This window comes from Streptomyces sp. 142MFCol3.1 (assembly GCF_000424945.1).
Classification (GTDB): domain Bacteria; phylum Actinomycetota; class Actinomycetes; order Streptomycetales; family Streptomycetaceae; genus Streptomyces; species Streptomyces siamensis.
Window position 1 is genome coordinate 76,151 of the sequence record NZ_AUKV01000006.1, and the last position, 15,566, is coordinate 91,716.

Sequence of the window (15,566 nt, forward strand, 5' to 3'; positions counted from 1 at the left end):
CGGTTTGTTGCCGGCCTTCAGGGCCGGCCGGCTGCCGAGAACGCCGCTCCTTCCACCCCTGACACGAGCCACTGGGACGTCATGCAGATTCAAGACCTTCCGTATCCCGACCCGGGTGTGCCGGACGCACGCTCAGGTCCCCGATTCCTGTGGTGGCTCGGTCGGAATCAGCTCGGCGGGCAGTTCAAGGCCCTCGCCTGGGGTCTGCTGCACTTCGTAGCCGTCTCCGGGCTGCCGTTCTGCGTCGGCCTCGCCGTCCAGGCCGTCGTGGACCCCTCCGGCGCCCGGCTCGCCCTGGCGGGCGGGCTGATCGCGCTGTGCGGCGTGGGCATCGCGCTGGGCGACACCATGCTGCACCGCGCCGCCGTCACCAACTGGATCACCGCGGCCGCGCGCGTCCAGCAGCTGCTCGCTCGCAGGACCGCCGAGCTCGGCTCCGCGCTGACCCGGCGCGTCGCGGCCGGCGAGGTCGTCGCCGTCTCCACCGGAGACGTCGAGAAGATCGGCTGGTTCGTGGAAGCGGTGTCACGATTCGCGGCGGCGGCCCTCACCGTGGTCCTGGTCTGCATCGGCCTTGTCGTCTACCAGCCCGCGCTCGGCGTCATCGTCGCGGTGGGCGTGCCCGTCCTCGCGCTCGCCGTGCTGCCGCTGCTGCCCCGCGCGACACGGCGTGCCGACTCCCAGCGGGAGAAGGCCGGACGCGCCACCGAACTGGCCTCGGACACCGTCGCCGGTCTGCGCGTGCTGCGCGGCATCGGCGGCGAGGAACTCTTCCTCGACCGCTACCGCAGCGCCTCCCAGGAAGTCCGCCGGGCCGCCGTGCGCAGCGCCCGCATGTGGTCGCTGATCTCGGCGATCCAAGTACTGCTGCCGGGTCTGCTGATGGTCGCGGTCGTCTGGCGCGGCGTCGGGCTGGCCCGCGACGGGAGCATCACCGTGGGCGAACTGGTCACCGTGTACAGCGCGGTCATGCTGCTGACCTACCCGCTCAGACACTTCGAAGAGATCGCGATGGCCTACTCCTTCTCCAGGCCGTCCGCCCGACGCGCCGCCCGCGTGTTGTCCCTCCGACGCGCCGTGGACAGCGGCGGGACGCGGACGGAGCGGACACCGGGCGGGGATCTGCACGATCCCGCGACCGGCCTGCTCGCGCCCGCGGGACGCCTCACCGCCGTGGTGTGCGGAGACCCGGACGCGGCCGGTCTGCTGGCCGAGCGGCTGGGCGGACACCCGTCCGACGAAAGCACCTCGGTGCTCCTCGGCGGCGTACCGCTGGACGAACTCCCGCTCGACATCGCTCGCACCGCCGTACTCGTCCAGGACAAGGATCCGGTGCTGCTGTCCGGCTCGCTGAGCGAACTGCTCGACGTGCCCTCCTCCGGCACGGTGAGCGCGGCCCAGGCGCTGGCAGCCGCACAGTGCGGCGACGTCCTGGACGCGCTCACCCAGGGCTCCCTGGTCGCCCAGGACCCGATGGACGCCCACATCACCGAGCGCGGACGGTCCCTGTCGGGCGGCCAGCGCCAGCGGCTCGCGCTGGCCCGGTCCCTGTTCACGGACCCCGAGGTTCTCGTCCTGGACGAGCCGACGTCCGCCGTCGACTCGCACACGGAGGCCCGGATCGCCGACGGCGTGCGCTCCCTGCGTACCGGGCGGACGACCGTGGTCTTCACCTCCTCACCGCTCCTGCTCGACCACGCGGACCGGGTGCTGCTGGTCCATGACGGCGACGTGGTCGCCGTCGGCGTCCACCGCGAGCTCGTGCACAACGAACCGCGGTACCGGGCCGTGGTGACCCGGGAGACCGAGGACGAGGCCGCCGCCACTGCGAGCGGCGGACACCAGAAGGGCGAGGCAGCTCCTGGCAGCGCCCCCGACGACGAGGAAGCCGTCCTGAGCGGCGTCCTGGAAGACGACGCGGCCCCTTTGGGCGGCGTCCTGGAAGAAGTCGAGGAAACCGCATGATCGGCGTGGCGCCCCCGGCGTACGACCCGGCCGCCCCGACGACGGCGAGCACCCTGCCCGTCGGCGCCCCCGAGACCGTACGCGCCTACGTGACCGAGCTCTTCCGAAGGCACCGCACCGCCTTCCTCCTCCTGATCGCCGTCAACACGGTCGCCGTCGTGGCCTCGATGGCCGGGCCCTATCTGCTCGGCTCGGTCGTCGAGCGGGTCTCGGACCGATCGCGGGATCTCCACCTGGAGCTCACCGCCGGACTGTTCGTCGCCGCACTGCTCGTCCAGGCCGTCTTCGTGCGCCAGGTGCGGCTGCGCGGTGCCGTCCTCGGCGAACGCATGCTCGCCGACCTGCGTGAGGACTTCCTCGTGCGGTCGGTGGGACTGCCGCCCGGTGTCCTTGAGCGGGCCGGCACGGGCGACCTGCTCTCGCGCATCACCACGGACATCGACCGGCTGGCCAACGCCATGCGCGAGGCCGTGCCCCAGTTGGCCATCGGTGTGGTGTGGGCCGCGCTGCTGCTCGGCGGCCTCGCCGTGACCGCGCCGGCGCTCGCCCCCGCCGTGCTCGTCGCGGTGCCCCTGCTGGTGGTCGGCTGCCGCTGGTACTTCAAGCGCGCACCGTCCGCGTACCGCTCGGAGGCCGCCGGTTACGCGGCCGTCGCCGCCGTCCTCGCCGAGACGGTCGACGCCGGTCGGACCGTGGAGGCACACCGCCTGGGCGCGCGCCGCATCGAACTGTCCGACCGCCGGGTCGAGGAGTGGACCGCGTGGGAGCGGTACACCCTCTGGCTGCGGTCGGTCCTCTTCCCCGTCATCAACCTCACCCACGTGACGGTGCTCTGCTCGGTCCTCATGATCGGCGGGACCTTCGTCCTGCACGGATGGATCAGCGTGGGGCAGCTGACGACGGGCGCGCTCATCGCCCAGATGCTCGTCGACCCGGTGGGCCTGATCCTCCGCTGGTACGACGAGCTCCAGGTCGCCCAGGTGTCCCTGGCCCGCCTCGTCGGCGTCCGGGACATCGAGCCGGACGCGGGCGACCCGTCGGTGGCCCCGGACGGACGGGACGTCCAGGCGGACCAGGTCCGCTTCGGCTACCGGGCCGGCGTGGACGTGCTGCGCAAGGTGTCCCTGGAGGTCACCCCCGGCACCCGGCTGGCCCTCGTCGGTCCGTCCGGCGCGGGCAAGTCCACCCTGGGCAGGCTGCTCGCCGGTATCTACGCGCCCCGGGCCGGCCGGATCACGCTCGGCGGCGCCGAACTGTCCCGGATGTCCGCAGAGGAGGTCCGCTCCCACGTGGCCCTGGTCAACCAGGAGCACCACGTCTTCGTGGGATCCCTCCGCGACAATCTGCTGCTCGCCCGGACCGGCGCGGCCGACGCCGAGCTGTGGTCGGCTCTCGCCGCCGTCGACGCCGACGGCTGGGCCCGGGCACTCGACGACGGCCTGGACACCGAGGTCGGCTCGGGCGGACTCGCGCTCACCCCGGCCCAGGCCCAGCAGATCGCGCTGGCCCGCCTGGTCCTGGCCGACCCGCACACGCTGGTTCTGGACGAGGCGACCTCGCTCCTCGACCCGCGCGCGGCCCGCCACCTCGAACGTTCGCTCGCACGCGTCCTCGACGGCCGCACCGTGGTGGCCATCGCGCACCGCCTGCACACCGCGCACGACGCCGACGTCATCGCCGTCGTCGAGAACGGCCGCATCAGCGAACTCGGCAGCCACGACCAGCTCGTCGCGGCCGACGGCGCCTACGCGGCGCTGTGGCGATCCTGGCACGGATGACCTCGGCCCCTGCCGTCGCTCCCGTGTCGCAACCCCCTGCCGTCGCACCCGTGTCATCGCCCGCCGGCAGGGGTGCGGCGGCCTCCGAGGCGCCGTTTCGCACGTGCTCCGGTTCCGTTGCCGGAGCACGTGCCGTTGCGCGGTGCCGAAGGGGGGTGGAAGGCTGGATGTGGGCACCGGCTCGGGGTACTCCCCCGGAACCACCCGGTTCGCGTGGGGCGGCGCCTGTGTCCAGCGGCCCGAGCGCCGACCGTCGAGTGCGGCGGCACCGAGCCCCGCCCGCACCCTCTGGAGGTACCCGTGGACAGCGCCGACGGATGGGGGGACGACGTCTACCAGCCCGACGGATCCGAGGTACAGGACGACGCAGGACTGCTCGACGCCGAGGACACTCTGCTCGCCGACGGCGTCGGCGACCCCCTGGACCGTGGCTGGTCCCCTCCGGAGCGGCCGTGGGCCGTGGAGCGCGCCGGGGTGACCGCCGCGGAGGGCCATCAGGGCGAGAGCCTGGATCGGCGGCTCGCCGAGGAGCTGCCGGACATTGCGGAACCCGCCGGAGACGGCATCGGCGACTCCCAGGGCACGGACGGTGAGCTCCTCGACAACGAGGTGGGCAATGTGCGCTCCGGCCGTCTCGTCGCCCCCGACGAGGGCGCGCACGAGGACGAGGAGAGCGGGCTCATCGCCACGGACGTGGGCATCGACGGTGCCGCGGCCTCGGCCGAGGAGGCGGCGATGCACATCGTCGACGAGGACTTCCTGTCCGGCTGACCATCCCCTCAAGGAGCATCCATGCAGCAGGACAAGCAGCCCGACTACCATCTGGTCGTCTTCCGCGACCGGTCCGCCGGCTACGCCTTCCTCACCCGGTCCACGGCGACGAGCGACCGGACCATCGAATGGGACGACGGCGAGACCTACCCGGTCGTGGATGTGGAGATCTCTTCGGAGAGCCACCCCTTCTACACCGGCAAGGCCCGGACCGTGGACTCGGAGGGACGCATCGCGCAGTTCGAGCGGCGCTACGGCGCACAGGGCTCCGGGGGCGACGGGGCCGCCTGATCGCAGCGTCGCCGGCGAGGTCCGGGGACCGGCCCCGCCCGGCGACAGCAGCCTCAGATGACGTTGAGCGCCGCGGCGCAGCCCACTCCGCCGAGCAGCATGAACACCGGCATCAGCACCTTGAGCTCGACCCAGCTGCCGGCCCTGAAGCGCATCGCCTTGGGCGGACCGATCGGGTACCAGCGCTTGCGGCCGACCGGGATCGGCCACAGGATCGGGCAGCCGGACACCGTCAGGGCGTCCCCGATGTCGTGGACCAGGGCTCCGAGAACGATCGGGAGCCCGAGCCACAGGTACTCCTGGCCCGGCGCGGTGAACAGCCAGTTTGAACCGTTGCCCGGCTTGTCCAGGACTCCGGCGAGGATCCAGGCGCTCGTCGCGGCCAGCAGCCAGACCAGCACGTCGCTGCTGGAACCGCGGGCGGCTCGCCACAGCAGCCCTTCGATGGCGAGCACCATGTGCACGAACAGGATGGCCAGGACCGCCCAGCGGCCTCCCGTGATGGCCAGGACGGACGTGCCCGCGCCGATCAGCACCGCCCACAGCCACGTGTGCGTCAACGTGCGGTGACCGCCCGACCGCCGGGGGTCGCCCTGCTTCCTCGTCCCCTTGTAGACGGCGTACGAGAGCTTGTCGACGATCTCGCACAAGCCCCGCGACAAAGGTCCGAAGGCTCGTGAGATCGTGGCCGCCTTGTGGTCCAGGTCGGGGGCGAGCGCGGCACCGGCGCAGATCAGGGCGCCGACCAGGAGGACCGGCCAGGGCATGGCATGTCCTGCGGCGGCAGCTGCCGCTCCGACCCCGAGCCAGGCAGCGGCTCCCGACAGTGAGTGTGCTGGTCCCATCATGGCCGCTCCCCGCCCCATTCCTCTTGTGCCGCTGTCCAGTTGCCCGTGCGCACTGATGCTCCGTCGGCGCCACAGCGTAGCGTTCGTGATCTTCGGACCAGCATCCGATTCCCCCATCGGGCGGGTCGACAGGCAAGATGGGGGCGTGACCCTTATCGATCAGCTCCCGCAGACCGCAGATCCCGACGCCCTCTACGAAGCCTTCGAGTCGTGGGCCGGGGAACGCGGTCTCACCCTCTATCCCCACCAGGAGGAGGCGCTGATCGAGGTGGTCTCGGGTGCGAACGTGATCGTTTCGACGCCCACGGGCTCCGGCAAGAGCATGATCGCCGCCGGCGCCCACTTCGCGGCGCTCGCCCGTGACGAGGTCACCTTCTACACAGCGCCGATCAAGGCGCTCGTCTCGGAGAAGTTCTTCGAGCTGTGCAAGATCTTCGGCACCGAGAACGTCGGCATGCTCACCGGCGATGCCTCGGTGAACGCCGACGCCCCGGTGATCTGCTGCACGGCCGAGGTGCTGGCCTCCATCGCACTGCGGGACGGCAAGCACGCCGACGTCGGCCAGGTCGTGATGGACGAGTTCCACTTCTACGCGGAGGCCGACCGCGGCTGGGCGTGGCAGATCCCGATCCTGGAGCTGCCCCAGGCGCAGTTCATCCTCATGTCGGCGACGCTCGGTGACGTCTCGATGTTCGAGACGGACCTCACCCGGCGCACCGGACGGCCCACGGCGGTCGTCCGCTCGGCGACCCGTCCGGTCCCGCTGTCCTACGAGTACATGCTCACTCCGCTCACGGAGACCCTCACCGAGCTGCTCGCCACCAAGCAGGCGCCGGTCTACATCGTGCACTTCACACAGGCCCAGGCCGTGGAGCGGGCGCAGGCGCTGATGAGCATCAACATGTGCACGCGTGAGGAGAAGGACCAGATCGCCGAGCTGATCGGCAACTTCCGCTTCACCACCAAGTTCGGCCGCAACCTCTCCCGCTACGTGCGTCACGGGATCGGTGTGCATCACGCGGGCATGCTGCCCAAGTACCGGCGTCTGGTGGAGAAACTGGCCCAGGCCGGCCTGCTGAAGGTCATCTGCGGCACGGACACCCTCGGCGTCGGGGTCAACGTCCCCATCCGTACCGTGCTGTTCACGGCGCTCACCAAGTACGACGGCAACCGCGTCCGCACGCTGCGCGCTCGAGAGTTCCACCAGATCGCGGGCCGCGCCGGTCGCGCGGGCTTCGACACGGCGGGTTTCGTGGTGGCTCAGGCACCCGAGCACGTCATCGAGAACGAGAAGGCCCTCGCCAAGGCCGGCGACGACCCGAAGAAGCGACGCAAGGTGGTGCGGAAGAAGGCTCCCGAGGGCTTCGTCGGCTGGACGGAGAACACCTTCGAGAAGCTCATCGCCTCCGAGCCCGAGCCGCTGACCTCGCGCTTCCGCGTGACGCACACCATGCTGCTGTCGGTGATCGCCCGACCGGGCAACGCCTTCGAGGCGATGCGGCATCTGCTGGAGGACAACCACGAGCCGCGCAAGCAGCAGCTGCGGCACATCCGGCGGGCGATCGCCATCTACCGCTCGCTCCTCGACGGCGGCATCGTCGAGAAGCTCGACGAGCCCGACGCGACCGGCCGCATCGTGCGGCTCACCGTCGATCTCCAGCAGGACTTCGCGCTCAACCAGCCGCTGTCGACCTTCGCGCTCGCCGCGTTCGACCTGCTGGACCCCGAATCCCCCTCGTACGCCCTGGACATGGTGTCCGTCGTCGAGTCGACGCTGGACGATCCACGACAGATCCTCGCGGCGCAGCAGAACAAGGCGCGCGGTGAGGCCGTCGCCGCGATGAAGGCGGACGGCGTCGAGTACGAGGAGCGCATGGAGCGGCTCCAGGACGTGTCGTACCCCAAGCCGATGGAGGAGATCCTCTTCCACGCGTACAACACGTACCGCAAGAGCCACCCGTGGGTCGGCGACCATCCTCTGTCCCCGAAGTCCGTGATCCGCGACATGTACGAACGGGCGCTGTCGTTCACGGAGTTCGTCTCGTTCTACGAGCTCGCACGCACCGAGGGCATCGTCCTGCGTTACCTGGCCAGTGCCTACAAGGCCCTCGAGCACACCGTCCCGGACGACCTGAAGTCCGAGGATCTGGAGGATCTGATCGCCTGGCTGGGCGAGATGGTGCGCCAGGTCGACTCCAGCCTCCTCGACGAGTGGGAGCAGCTCGCCAACCCGGAGGAGATGACGGCCGAGGAGGCCCAGGAGAAGGCCGACCAGGTCAAGCCGGTCACGTCGAACGCCCGCGCCTTCCGTGTCCTCGTCCGCAACGCCATGTTCCGCCGTGTCGAACTCGCCGCTCTCGACAACGTCGACGAACTGGGCGAGATGGACGGCGACTCCGGCTGGGACGCCGATGCCTGGGGCGAGGCGATGGACAAGTACTGGGACGAGTACGAGGACCTCGGCACCGGACCGGACGCCCGTGGGCCCAAGCTGCTCCTCATCGAGGAGGAGCCGGAGAACGGTCTGTGGCGGGTGCGCCAGGCCTTCGCCGACCCGAATGGTGATCACGACTGGGGCATCAGTGCGGAGGTGGACCTGACGGCCTCCGACGCGGAAGGACGTGCCGTCGTCCGCGTCACCGATGTCGGCCAGCTGTGAGCTCAGGAGAATCCCACACATGACGAACCCCGCCGAGAGGCTCGTCGACCTGCTCGACCTGGAGCAGATCGAGGTCAACATCTTTCGTGGCCGCAGCCCGCAGGAGTCCCTGCAGCGGGTCTTCGGTGGCCAGGTGGCCGGCCAGGCACTGGTCGCCGCCGGCCGCACCACCGAGGGCGACCGGCCCGTGCACTCGCTGCACGCGTACTTCCTGCGGCCGGGCCGGCCGGGCGTGCCCATCGTGTACCAGGTCGAACGGGTCCGGGACGGCCGGTCGTTCACCACCCGTCGTGTCACCGCCGTGCAGCAGGGACGCACGATCTTCAATCTGACCGCCTCCTTTCACAAGCCTGAGGAAGGGAGCTTCGAGCACCAGCTGCCGCCGGCCCGCGAGGTTCCGGACCCGGAGTCGCTTCCGACGGTGACGCAGGAGATCGAGGAGCATCTGGGCGCGCTCCCCGAAGCGTTGGAGCGCATGGCGCGGCGCCAGCCGTTCGACATCCGTTATGCGGACCGGCTTCGCTGGACCCCGGAGGAGATCAAGGACGCCGAGCCGCGCAGCGCGGTGTGGATGCGGGCGGTCGGGCCGCTGGGCGACGATCCGCTCGTGCACACCTGCGCCCTCACGTACGCCAGCGACATGACGCTGCTCGACGCCGTCCGCATCCCGGTGGAACCGCTGTGGGGCAAGCGGGGCTTCGACATGGCCTCGCTGGACCACGCCATGTGGTTCCATCGCCCGTTCCGCGCGGACGAGTGGTTCCTGTACGACCAGGAGTCCCCGATCGCGACGGGAGGGCGTGGTCTGGCGCGCGGACGCATCTACGACCTTCAGGGACGCCTGCTCGTCTCGGTGGTGCAGGAGGGGCTCTTCCGGGCGCTGTGAGGATGTGCCCTGTGCCCGGCCGTCCGTGAAGGGGCGCCATCGGCATGAGGGAGAGAGGCCCGCCGTCAGGGGTTTCTGTGACGCAGCCACCCGAGCAGTCCTCGTGGCCGCTCGGGCCCCTCGCTGCCGGCCTGGTCTTCCGTCCCCTTGAGTTCGCTCCCGGTGTGGTCTTCCGTGCCGTCGCTCCCGGGCAGGTCCTCCGTCCCCTCGGCCTCCTCGACCGGTAGCGGGTGCGGCGCGGGGCGCAGCGCCCTGGCCTCGACGATCGCCTGGCACAGGTCGGCCTTGAGCCAGCCGATCTCGTCCGGCGCGTCGGCCTTCGTCATGCGGGCGGCCACGAGCGCGGCAGGAGAGTCCGGTGCGCCCTGGGAAGGGTGCTCGGGCCTGAGCCTGTTCAGATGGGACCGCTCGTACGGGTCAGCGACGACCTCCGCCACATGCGTGGTGTCGAGCAGTGATGCCACGACCGCGGCCCGCGCCCAGGGATCCTCGGTCTGCCGCAGCAGGAAACCCATGTGACGTCCCCGCCAGTTGCGGGGCCGGAGGTCGACTCCTTCGTCGAGCTGGTCACGGAGCCTCTCGGGCGTACGGCCGCTGAGCAGCGGCGCGTTCTGCTCGTCGGTCGCGAACTGGCGCAGTTCCTCGGCGAGATACAGCCAGACCACTGCCCGATAGCGGTTCAGGTAGAACCTGACGGGGACGATCAGGCCCAGGCGGGCCAGGCGGGTGAACCGGGCGGTGGTCACGCCCATGAGGGCGGCGCCCTCCGTCGTACCGACGGCTTTGACCCGCTCGCGCAGTGCTTCGGGAAAGCCGTCCGCGGTCCGCAGGCGGTCGATCTCGCCGCGAGTGACACGTCGTCCCCCTCCGCCCTCGTCCGGGACGGAGCGGATGCAGCCGAGGTGCAGGGCGAGGTCGAACTCGCCTCGCCTGAGCTCCAGCTCTCGTGCGGCACGGCTGAACGACGAGGTGGTGGACTGCGCGATGGTGCGGCCGGACATGACGGTCTCCCCCGTGGAGTCGGTTGCTCGCGCCGGTGTGCGCTCGCTTCGGGAAAAACCGTAACCGGCTCGGCGGACATCGCGGGCAACCTGTGGATAACCTCGATCGCAACTGGATTTGCGCAGGTCAGAGATCTACGATGGGTGATCCTTCACGCTGCCGCGCGTCCACTCCCAGGTGCTCGCCGACGCGGTTCACGAGCAGCGTCATCTCGTAGGCGACCTGGCCGATGTCGGCCTCCGCGGCGCTGAGGACACACAGACAGCTGCCGTCCCCGGCGGCGGTGACGAAGAGCACCGCGTCGTCGAACTCCACCATCGTCTGGCGCACGTGTCCGGCGCCGAAGTGACGGCCTGAGCCCTTGGCCAGACTGTGCAAACCCGAGGAGACGGCGGCGAGATGCTCGGCGTCCTCCCGCCTCAGCCCTGTGCTCGCCGCCGTCACCAGTCCGTCGTTGGACAGCACCAAGGCGTGCCGTACGTGTTCGACGCGCTGCGTGAGGTCGTCCAGCAGCCAGCCGAGTCCCGTGTTCTGCGCCATGATCCGGTCTTCCCCCTGAAGTCCTTCCCCCTGGCCGGAGGATCTGACCAGCCAGCCTTCCCCACGCCCGTCGTCCGAGCAAGGAGGATGGACGGCATGGCAGAGAAGATGACCGACGAGCAGTGGCGCGCGTTCGTTTCACAGGGCACACGCACCGGAAAACTTTCCACCGTCCGGGCCGACGGAGGCCCGCACGTCGCGCCGATCTGGTTCGTGCTGGACGGCGACGAGCTGGTCTTCAACACCGGGAAGGAGACCGTCAAGGGAAGGAACCTCGCGCGGGACGGCCGGGTCGCTCTGTGCGTGGACGACGACCGGCCGCCTTTCGACTTCGCCGTGCTGGAGGGACGGGCGACGCTCTCGGAGGAGTCCGGCGAACTGCTCCACTGGGCGACCAGGATCGCCGCCCGCTACATGGGCGAGGAGCGAGCCGAGGAGTTCGGCAGACGCAACGGGGTTCCGGGTGAACTCCTTGTCCGGGTGAGGATCGAGAAGGTGGTGGCCTACGCCTCGGTGACCGCCTGAGCCACTCGGTCCGTGCTCGAACGGCCGCCCTTTGCCGAGCGGCCCTTCGCCGTGTCAGCCGACCGAGTCGAGCAGCCGGGCGGTGTGTACCCGCCCGGCGTACTCGACGAGACGAATCAGCACCTCCTTCCCGGAGTCGCGGTCGCGCGCGTCGCAGAGCACCACTGGCGTGCCGCGGTCGAGGTCGAGGGCGCGGGAGACATCCTGCGCACCGTAGGTGCGGGCACCCGCGAAGCAGTTGACGGCCACGACGAACGGGATGTGCCGGTGCTCGAAGTAGTCCACGGCGGGGAAGCAGTCTTCGAGCCGACGGGTGTCGGCGAGGACGACGGCGCCGAGCGCCCCCTGTGACAGTTCGTCCCACAGGAACCAGAACCGGTCCTGCCCCGGAGTTCCGAAGAGGTAGAGCGAGAGGCCGGACCTGATGGTGATCCGCCCGAAGTCCATGGCGACGGTGGTGGTGACCTTCTGGTCCACACCGTCTGTGTCGTCCACCGACTGACCTGCCTCACTCAGCAGTTCCTCGGTCCGCAGCGGCCTGATCTCACTGACCGCGCCCACCAGGGTCGTCTTGCCGACGCCGAATCCGCCGGCGACCAGAATTTTCAGGGCCAGAGCGGCGGCCGTCTCGCCACTCGGGGCGTCGGGGTTCTCGGAGACCATCGATCACTTCTCTCGGGAGTGCCGACAAGGGTCGACGTCGGTACGGCGGTGCGGGGTGGTTGTGGGACAGGTGTACAGGAACGGGGAATCAGCGAATCCAGCATCATGACGACTGCGTTCCCGCTTCGAAGGACAGGACCGCAAGCTGACCGTTGTGACCGGCTCACGTCCGTTCGGTGTCGGATCCGAACCACAAAAGAGCGCGTAGGAGATGCTGATGCTGTTCATCTAGAGCGCCCTCAGACCGTCGATCACCTCGCGGAGAATGCGCTCGTCGGGTAGTTGGGCGGGCGGCACCGGGCGGCTGACCGTGACGCAGCCGAGCTCCAGGAGGTCACCGAGCAGCACCCGGACCACTCCGACCGGGAGGTCGGCGTCCGCGGCGAGTTCGGCGACCGACTGCGTCTCGACGCGGCACAGTTCGATCAGCGCCCGGTGTTCCGGACCAAGTGAGGTGTCTTCGTCCGCGCCGGGTGCGCCGGTGTCGAGGGTGACCAGGGCTATCAGGTCGAACCGCACGCCGGTGGGGCCGGGCTTCGTGCGGCCGCCCGTCATGGCGTAGGGACGGACGAGCGGTCCGGCCTCGTTGTCGAACCACTGGCTGCCCGGCATGTCCTCGGTCATGTGCGCCGCCCGTCCTCGGTCACCTGGCCGCGGGCGGCTGTGCGCCGACGCGCGGCGGCGTGTAGAGGTGCTCGCCCACCCGCTTGACCAGCAGCGCCATCTCGTAGGCGACCAGACCGATGTCGGCCGTGACGGCGGTCAGCACGGCGAGACAGGAACCGTCTCCCGCGGCGGCGACGAACAGGAATCCGTCGTCCATCTCCACCATCGTCTGGCGCACGCCGCCGGCACCGAAGTGGCGTCCCGCGCCCTTGGCCAGGCTGTGGAATCCCGAGGCGACCGCCGCGAGATGTTCGGCGTCCTCGCGGCACAGGCCGTTCGACGCGCCGACCGCGAGGCCGTCGTTCGACAGCACCACGGCGTGCCGTACGGCAGCCACTCGCAGCACCAAGTCGTCCAGCAGCCAGTCGAGTTCACCGGACCGCTGACCCGTCGTGCTCGGGTCCTGGATCATGCGGGGTCTCCTTCCCTGCTGTCGCTGCCCACTGCCGGGCCAAAGGTGGCTCCGCGGCCGGGCGGTCTGCCGCCGCCGCGCACCCAGCCGTCGCGGTAGGCCGCCATGCGGTCACGTACGAGTTCGGGTGTGCGCTCACCGTCGTGGTGGGAATCAGCTGCTCTTTCCGTGGACTCCTCGGAACGCCGAGCGCGCAGTTGGGGGGCCAGGTTCGCCTGCCGCACCCGCTTGGGGAGGTCGTCGGAGCTGTCGGAGTCGTCCGGCGGACGGTGCAGCCGGAGGGTGCCGACCGGGGATGTCGGATTGTTCGGCAGGCCGGGCTCAGTAGATTTTGGGCCGGTCTGTACCGGCGGCACCAACGCGGGCCTCTCGGTGATGGCCGGGACTGATTCCTGTTCCGGGACCGCGGACACCCGTGCGTACTCACGTGCTTCGGGCTTCTCGGTGTCCGTCCGGTGGGTGGAACGTTCCGCCGGGCCGCTTTGGAGCAAAGCCGTGGGCAGCAGGACGACCGCCGTGGTGCCGCCGTAGGGCGAGGGCCGCAGGTGCACTTTGATGTCGTGCCGGGCCGCGAGCCTGCTCACCACGAAGAGGCCGAGCCGGTCGCTGTCGAACAGGTCGAGGGCCTCGGACTGCTCGATGCGCCGGTTGGCATCGGCGAGCCGCTCCTTGCCCATGCCCAGCCCCCGGTCCTCGACTTCGATCACATAGCCGTTGCCGACCGGCTCGCCGGTGATCCGCACCCTGGTGTGCGGCGGCGAGAACTGTGCGGCGTTCTCGACGATCTCCGCCAGGAGGTGTGTGAGGTCGGCCACCGCGGAGCCGACCACGGACGCCTCGGGGAGTTGCCGTACCTCCACGCGCGCGTAGTCCTCGACCTCGGAGACGGCCGCGCGGACCACGTTGGTCAGGGAGACCGGCATGCGCCAGGCGCGGCCGGGTGCGGCCCCGGACAGGATGATCAGGCTCTCCGCGTGGCGTCGCATGCGTGTGGTGAGGTGGTCGAGGCGGAACAGGTCGCCCAGTTCGTTCGGATCCTCGGACCTGCGTTCCATGCTGTCCAGCAGGTTGAGTTGGCGGTGCACGAGCACCTGGCTGCGGCGGGCGAGGTTGACGAAGACGCCGGAGATTCCGCTGGCGAGTTCCGCGCGTTCGACGGCGGCGCGCAGGGCGGCACGGTGCACGGTGCCGAGGGCCTCCGCGACCTGTCCGGTCTCGTCCTCGGCGGACGGCCCGGGCGGAGCCTCGGCTCGCACGTCGATCTCCTCCCCCGCTCGCAGTCTGCTCATCGCGTGCGGGAGCTTGCGCCGTGCGATCTCCAGGGCGGTGTTGCGCAGGCTGACCAATTCGACGACGAGGGCCCGTCCGATGCGTACGGAGATGACGAGTGACGCCACGACGGCGGCGAGCCCGAAGAGAACGGCGGCACCGGCGGGAGTGAGCACACCACGGGTGACGGGGTCGGCGCGGTCCGCGACGTCCCGGCCCGCGTTCGCCTCGATGGTGCGCATGCCGTGCTGCACGCGCGCGTGAGCCGCGTCCCAGTCCCCCTGCGGTGCGGCGCCGAGCGCCTTGGCGCCCGGCGGGGCGACGAGCACTTTGTCCTCGACGGCGCGCACGTCGGTGTACGCGCTCCCCTCCACGAGGTCCTGCCAGGCGGCTCGTTCCGTTCCGCGCAGGTCCGCCACCGCGGAGTCCGTCAGGGTCCGGCGGGTGGCCACGGCACCGGTGAACAGCCGTAGCCGCTCGCCGTCGAGGCGCTCGGCGAGCCGGGCGCCGGCCAGCACCGCGTCCTCCTGGGCGAGCGCTTCACCGGCGCGGGAGAATTCGAGCAGCACGCGCGCGTCGGAGCCGAGGTCGTCGTCCGGGACGCCGGTGAGCGCGCCGCCCACGCCGAAGGCTGTCGAGACCGTCCGGGTGTACCGCCGGTAGGCCTCGTTCCAGTCGGCGCGTCGCTCCAGTACCGCGGTGCGCAGGGACGCGAGTCCGTCGGCGGCGGTGACGAACGCGTCCAGGCGTCCGGCCACACCCGCGGGAAGGTCCGCGCCGTCCGCGACGGTGTTGTGGTCGCCCATCCGAAGCTTCGCCACCGCTCGATCGGTGCGCCGTGCCGACTCCTTGAGATCGCCGGGCCGTTCGACGGCGGGGTCGGTCGCGTAGCGCACGGCGGCGGTGCGCTCGGCCTGGAGGGCCGCGACGGCGTCGGCGACCGGGCTCCGGACCGTGGAGTCCACACGCTGCAGCTGTCGCAGCCGGGCGACATCCTGGGCGGTGCTCACCGTGGCGTAGGCCCACAGGGCGAGCAGCGACATGACCGGCACCATCAGGAGGCAGACGATCTTGGCTCGTACGGTGCGCGGGCGGATGCGCCACCGCCCCGCACGCGTGGTCGCCGCCTGCGGTGGTGCGGCGAGGGTGTCGTCGGGGTCCGCACGCTCGTCGGCCGGCGGTCCGGCGTGTGCACGGCGGCCGCGTGCGGGTGGCTGGGCCGGCGGCTCAGCGCCGGAGGTCGGGGTCCTACGGGGTGTACGCATGGCCTCCTCGCTCGGAGAGGTTCGGG

Annotated in this window: 14 protein-coding genes; 7 read left to right on the plus strand and 7 right to left on the minus strand. The window is 70.6% G+C overall.

The features are described from left to right. The first annotated feature begins 81 nt into the window (after positions 1-81). The 4 genes from H305_RS0110190 to H305_RS0110205 all read left to right on the plus strand — a co-directional run bounded on the left by H305_RS0110190 (position 82) and on the right by H305_RS0110205 (position 4,805). Positions 82-1,965 (plus strand): ABC transporter transmembrane domain-containing protein, encoded by a 1,884-nt coding sequence (locus tag H305_RS0110190; protein WP_028800286.1) that lies wholly within the window; start codon positions 82-84, stop codon positions 1,963-1,965. After that, on the plus strand, positions 1,962-3,743 hold the full coding sequence (locus H305_RS0110195; RefSeq protein ID WP_028800287.1) for an ABC transporter ATP-binding protein: 1,782 nt from the start codon (positions 1,962-1,964) through the stop codon (positions 3,741-3,743). Before H305_RS0110190 ends, H305_RS0110195 begins: the two co-directional genes overlap by 4 nt. A gap of 300 nt (positions 3,744-4,043) precedes the next feature. After that, complete coding sequence (locus H305_RS0110200; RefSeq protein ID WP_028800288.1) at positions 4,044-4,514, plus strand: DUF5709 domain-containing protein; 471 nt, start codon at positions 4,044-4,046, stop codon at positions 4,512-4,514. Between the two features lie 21 nt (positions 4,515-4,535). After that, a complete protein-coding gene (locus H305_RS0110205) occupies positions 4,536-4,805 on the plus strand; it encodes a type B 50S ribosomal protein L31 (protein ID WP_028800289.1) in 270 nt (89 codons plus the stop codon). A gap of 53 nt (positions 4,806-4,858) precedes the next feature. Here H305_RS0110205 and H305_RS0110210 read toward each other — a convergent pair whose 3' ends face one another. Continuing rightward, complete coding sequence (locus tag H305_RS0110210) at positions 4,859-5,653, minus strand: metal-dependent hydrolase (RefSeq protein ID WP_028800290.1); 795 nt, start codon at positions 5,651-5,653, stop codon at positions 4,859-4,861. 145 nt (positions 5,654-5,798) lie between these two features. Between H305_RS0110210 and H305_RS0110215 the strand changes: the two genes are divergently transcribed. Continuing rightward, a complete protein-coding gene (locus H305_RS0110215) occupies positions 5,799-8,312 on the plus strand; it encodes a DEAD/DEAH box helicase (RefSeq protein ID WP_028800291.1) in 2,514 nt (837 codons plus the stop codon). A gap of 19 nt (positions 8,313-8,331) precedes the next feature. Further along, entirely contained in the window at positions 8,332-9,198 is an 867-nt protein-coding gene (locus H305_RS0110220; protein ID WP_028800292.1) for an acyl-CoA thioesterase, read from the plus strand. A 65-nt stretch (positions 9,199-9,263) separates the two neighbouring features. Here H305_RS0110220 and H305_RS45330 read toward each other — a convergent pair whose 3' ends face one another. Next, positions 9,264-10,199, minus strand: coding sequence for a DUF6397 family protein (locus H305_RS45330; protein ID WP_037763350.1), 936 nt, complete (start codon positions 10,197-10,199; stop codon positions 9,264-9,266). A gap of 127 nt (positions 10,200-10,326) precedes the next feature. Further along, a complete protein-coding gene (locus H305_RS0110230; protein ID WP_028800293.1) occupies positions 10,327-10,740 on the minus strand; it encodes a roadblock/LC7 domain-containing protein in 414 nt (137 codons plus the stop codon). Positions 10,741-10,836: 96 nt separating this feature from the next. On the opposite strand from H305_RS0110230, the gene H305_RS0110235 reads away from it, so the two are divergent. Next, on the plus strand, positions 10,837-11,265 hold the full coding sequence (locus H305_RS0110235) for a PPOX class F420-dependent oxidoreductase (RefSeq protein ID WP_028800294.1): 429 nt from the start codon (positions 10,837-10,839) through the stop codon (positions 11,263-11,265). Positions 11,266-11,319: 54 nt separating this feature from the next. On the opposite strand, the gene H305_RS0110240 is transcribed toward H305_RS0110235, so the two are convergent. The 4 genes from H305_RS0110240 to H305_RS0110255 all read right to left on the minus strand — a co-directional run bounded on the left by H305_RS0110240 (position 11,320) and on the right by H305_RS0110255 (position 15,540). Beyond that, the gene (locus tag H305_RS0110240) at positions 11,320-11,928 is read right to left on the minus strand and encodes a GTP-binding protein (RefSeq protein WP_028800295.1); all 609 of its coding nucleotides are present in this window, start codon (positions 11,926-11,928) and stop codon (positions 11,320-11,322) included. A gap of 228 nt (positions 11,929-12,156) precedes the next feature. Next, positions 12,157-12,552: a DUF742 domain-containing protein gene (locus H305_RS0110245; RefSeq protein ID WP_028800296.1), complete on the minus strand. Its 396-nt coding sequence runs from the start codon at positions 12,550-12,552 to the stop codon at positions 12,157-12,159. Positions 12,553-12,571: 19 nt separating this feature from the next. After that, positions 12,572-13,006, minus strand: a complete 435-nt coding sequence (locus H305_RS0110250) for a roadblock/LC7 domain-containing protein (protein ID WP_028800297.1) — start codon at positions 13,004-13,006, stop codon at positions 12,572-12,574. After that, complete coding sequence (locus tag H305_RS0110255) at positions 13,003-15,540, minus strand: nitrate- and nitrite sensing domain-containing protein (RefSeq protein ID WP_028800298.1); 2,538 nt, start codon at positions 15,538-15,540, stop codon at positions 13,003-13,005. Before H305_RS0110255 ends, H305_RS0110250 begins: the two co-directional genes overlap by 4 nt. Positions 15,541-15,566: the final 26 nt, after the last annotated feature.

Bases quoted from the DNA above. Each gene is read 5' to 3' on its own strand.
- H305_RS0110205 (WP_028800289.1), top strand. From the start codon at position 4,536: ATGCAGCAGGACAAGCAGCCCGACTACCATCTGGTCGTCTTCCGCGAC.
- H305_RS0110230 (WP_028800293.1), bottom strand. From the start codon at position 10,740: ATGGCGCAGAACACGGGACTCGGCTGGCTGCTGGACGACCTCACGCAG.
- H305_RS0110210 (WP_028800290.1), bottom strand. From the start codon at position 5,653: ATGATGGGACCAGCACACTCACTGTCGGGAGCCGCTGCCTGGCTCGGG.
- H305_RS0110190 (WP_028800286.1), top strand. From the start codon at position 82: ATGCAGATTCAAGACCTTCCGTATCCCGACCCGGGTGTGCCGGACGCA.
- H305_RS0110220 (WP_028800292.1), top strand. From the start codon at position 8,332: ATGACGAACCCCGCCGAGAGGCTCGTCGACCTGCTCGACCTGGAGCAG.
- H305_RS0110235 (WP_028800294.1), top strand. From the start codon at position 10,837: ATGGCAGAGAAGATGACCGACGAGCAGTGGCGCGCGTTCGTTTCACAG.
- H305_RS0110245 (WP_028800296.1), bottom strand. From the start codon at position 12,552: ATGACCGAGGACATGCCGGGCAGCCAGTGGTTCGACAACGAGGCCGGA.
- H305_RS45330 (WP_037763350.1), bottom strand. From the start codon at position 10,199: ATGTCCGGCCGCACCATCGCGCAGTCCACCACCTCGTCGTTCAGCCGT.
- H305_RS0110240 (WP_028800295.1), bottom strand. From the start codon at position 11,928: ATGGTCTCCGAGAACCCCGACGCCCCGAGTGGCGAGACGGCCGCCGCT.
- H305_RS0110195 (WP_028800287.1), top strand. From the start codon at position 1,962: ATGATCGGCGTGGCGCCCCCGGCGTACGACCCGGCCGCCCCGACGACG.
- H305_RS0110255 (WP_028800298.1), bottom strand. From the start codon at position 15,540: ATGCGTACACCCCGTAGGACCCCGACCTCCGGCGCTGAGCCGCCGGCC.
- H305_RS0110250 (WP_028800297.1), bottom strand. From the start codon at position 13,006: ATGATCCAGGACCCGAGCACGACGGGTCAGCGGTCCGGTGAACTCGAC.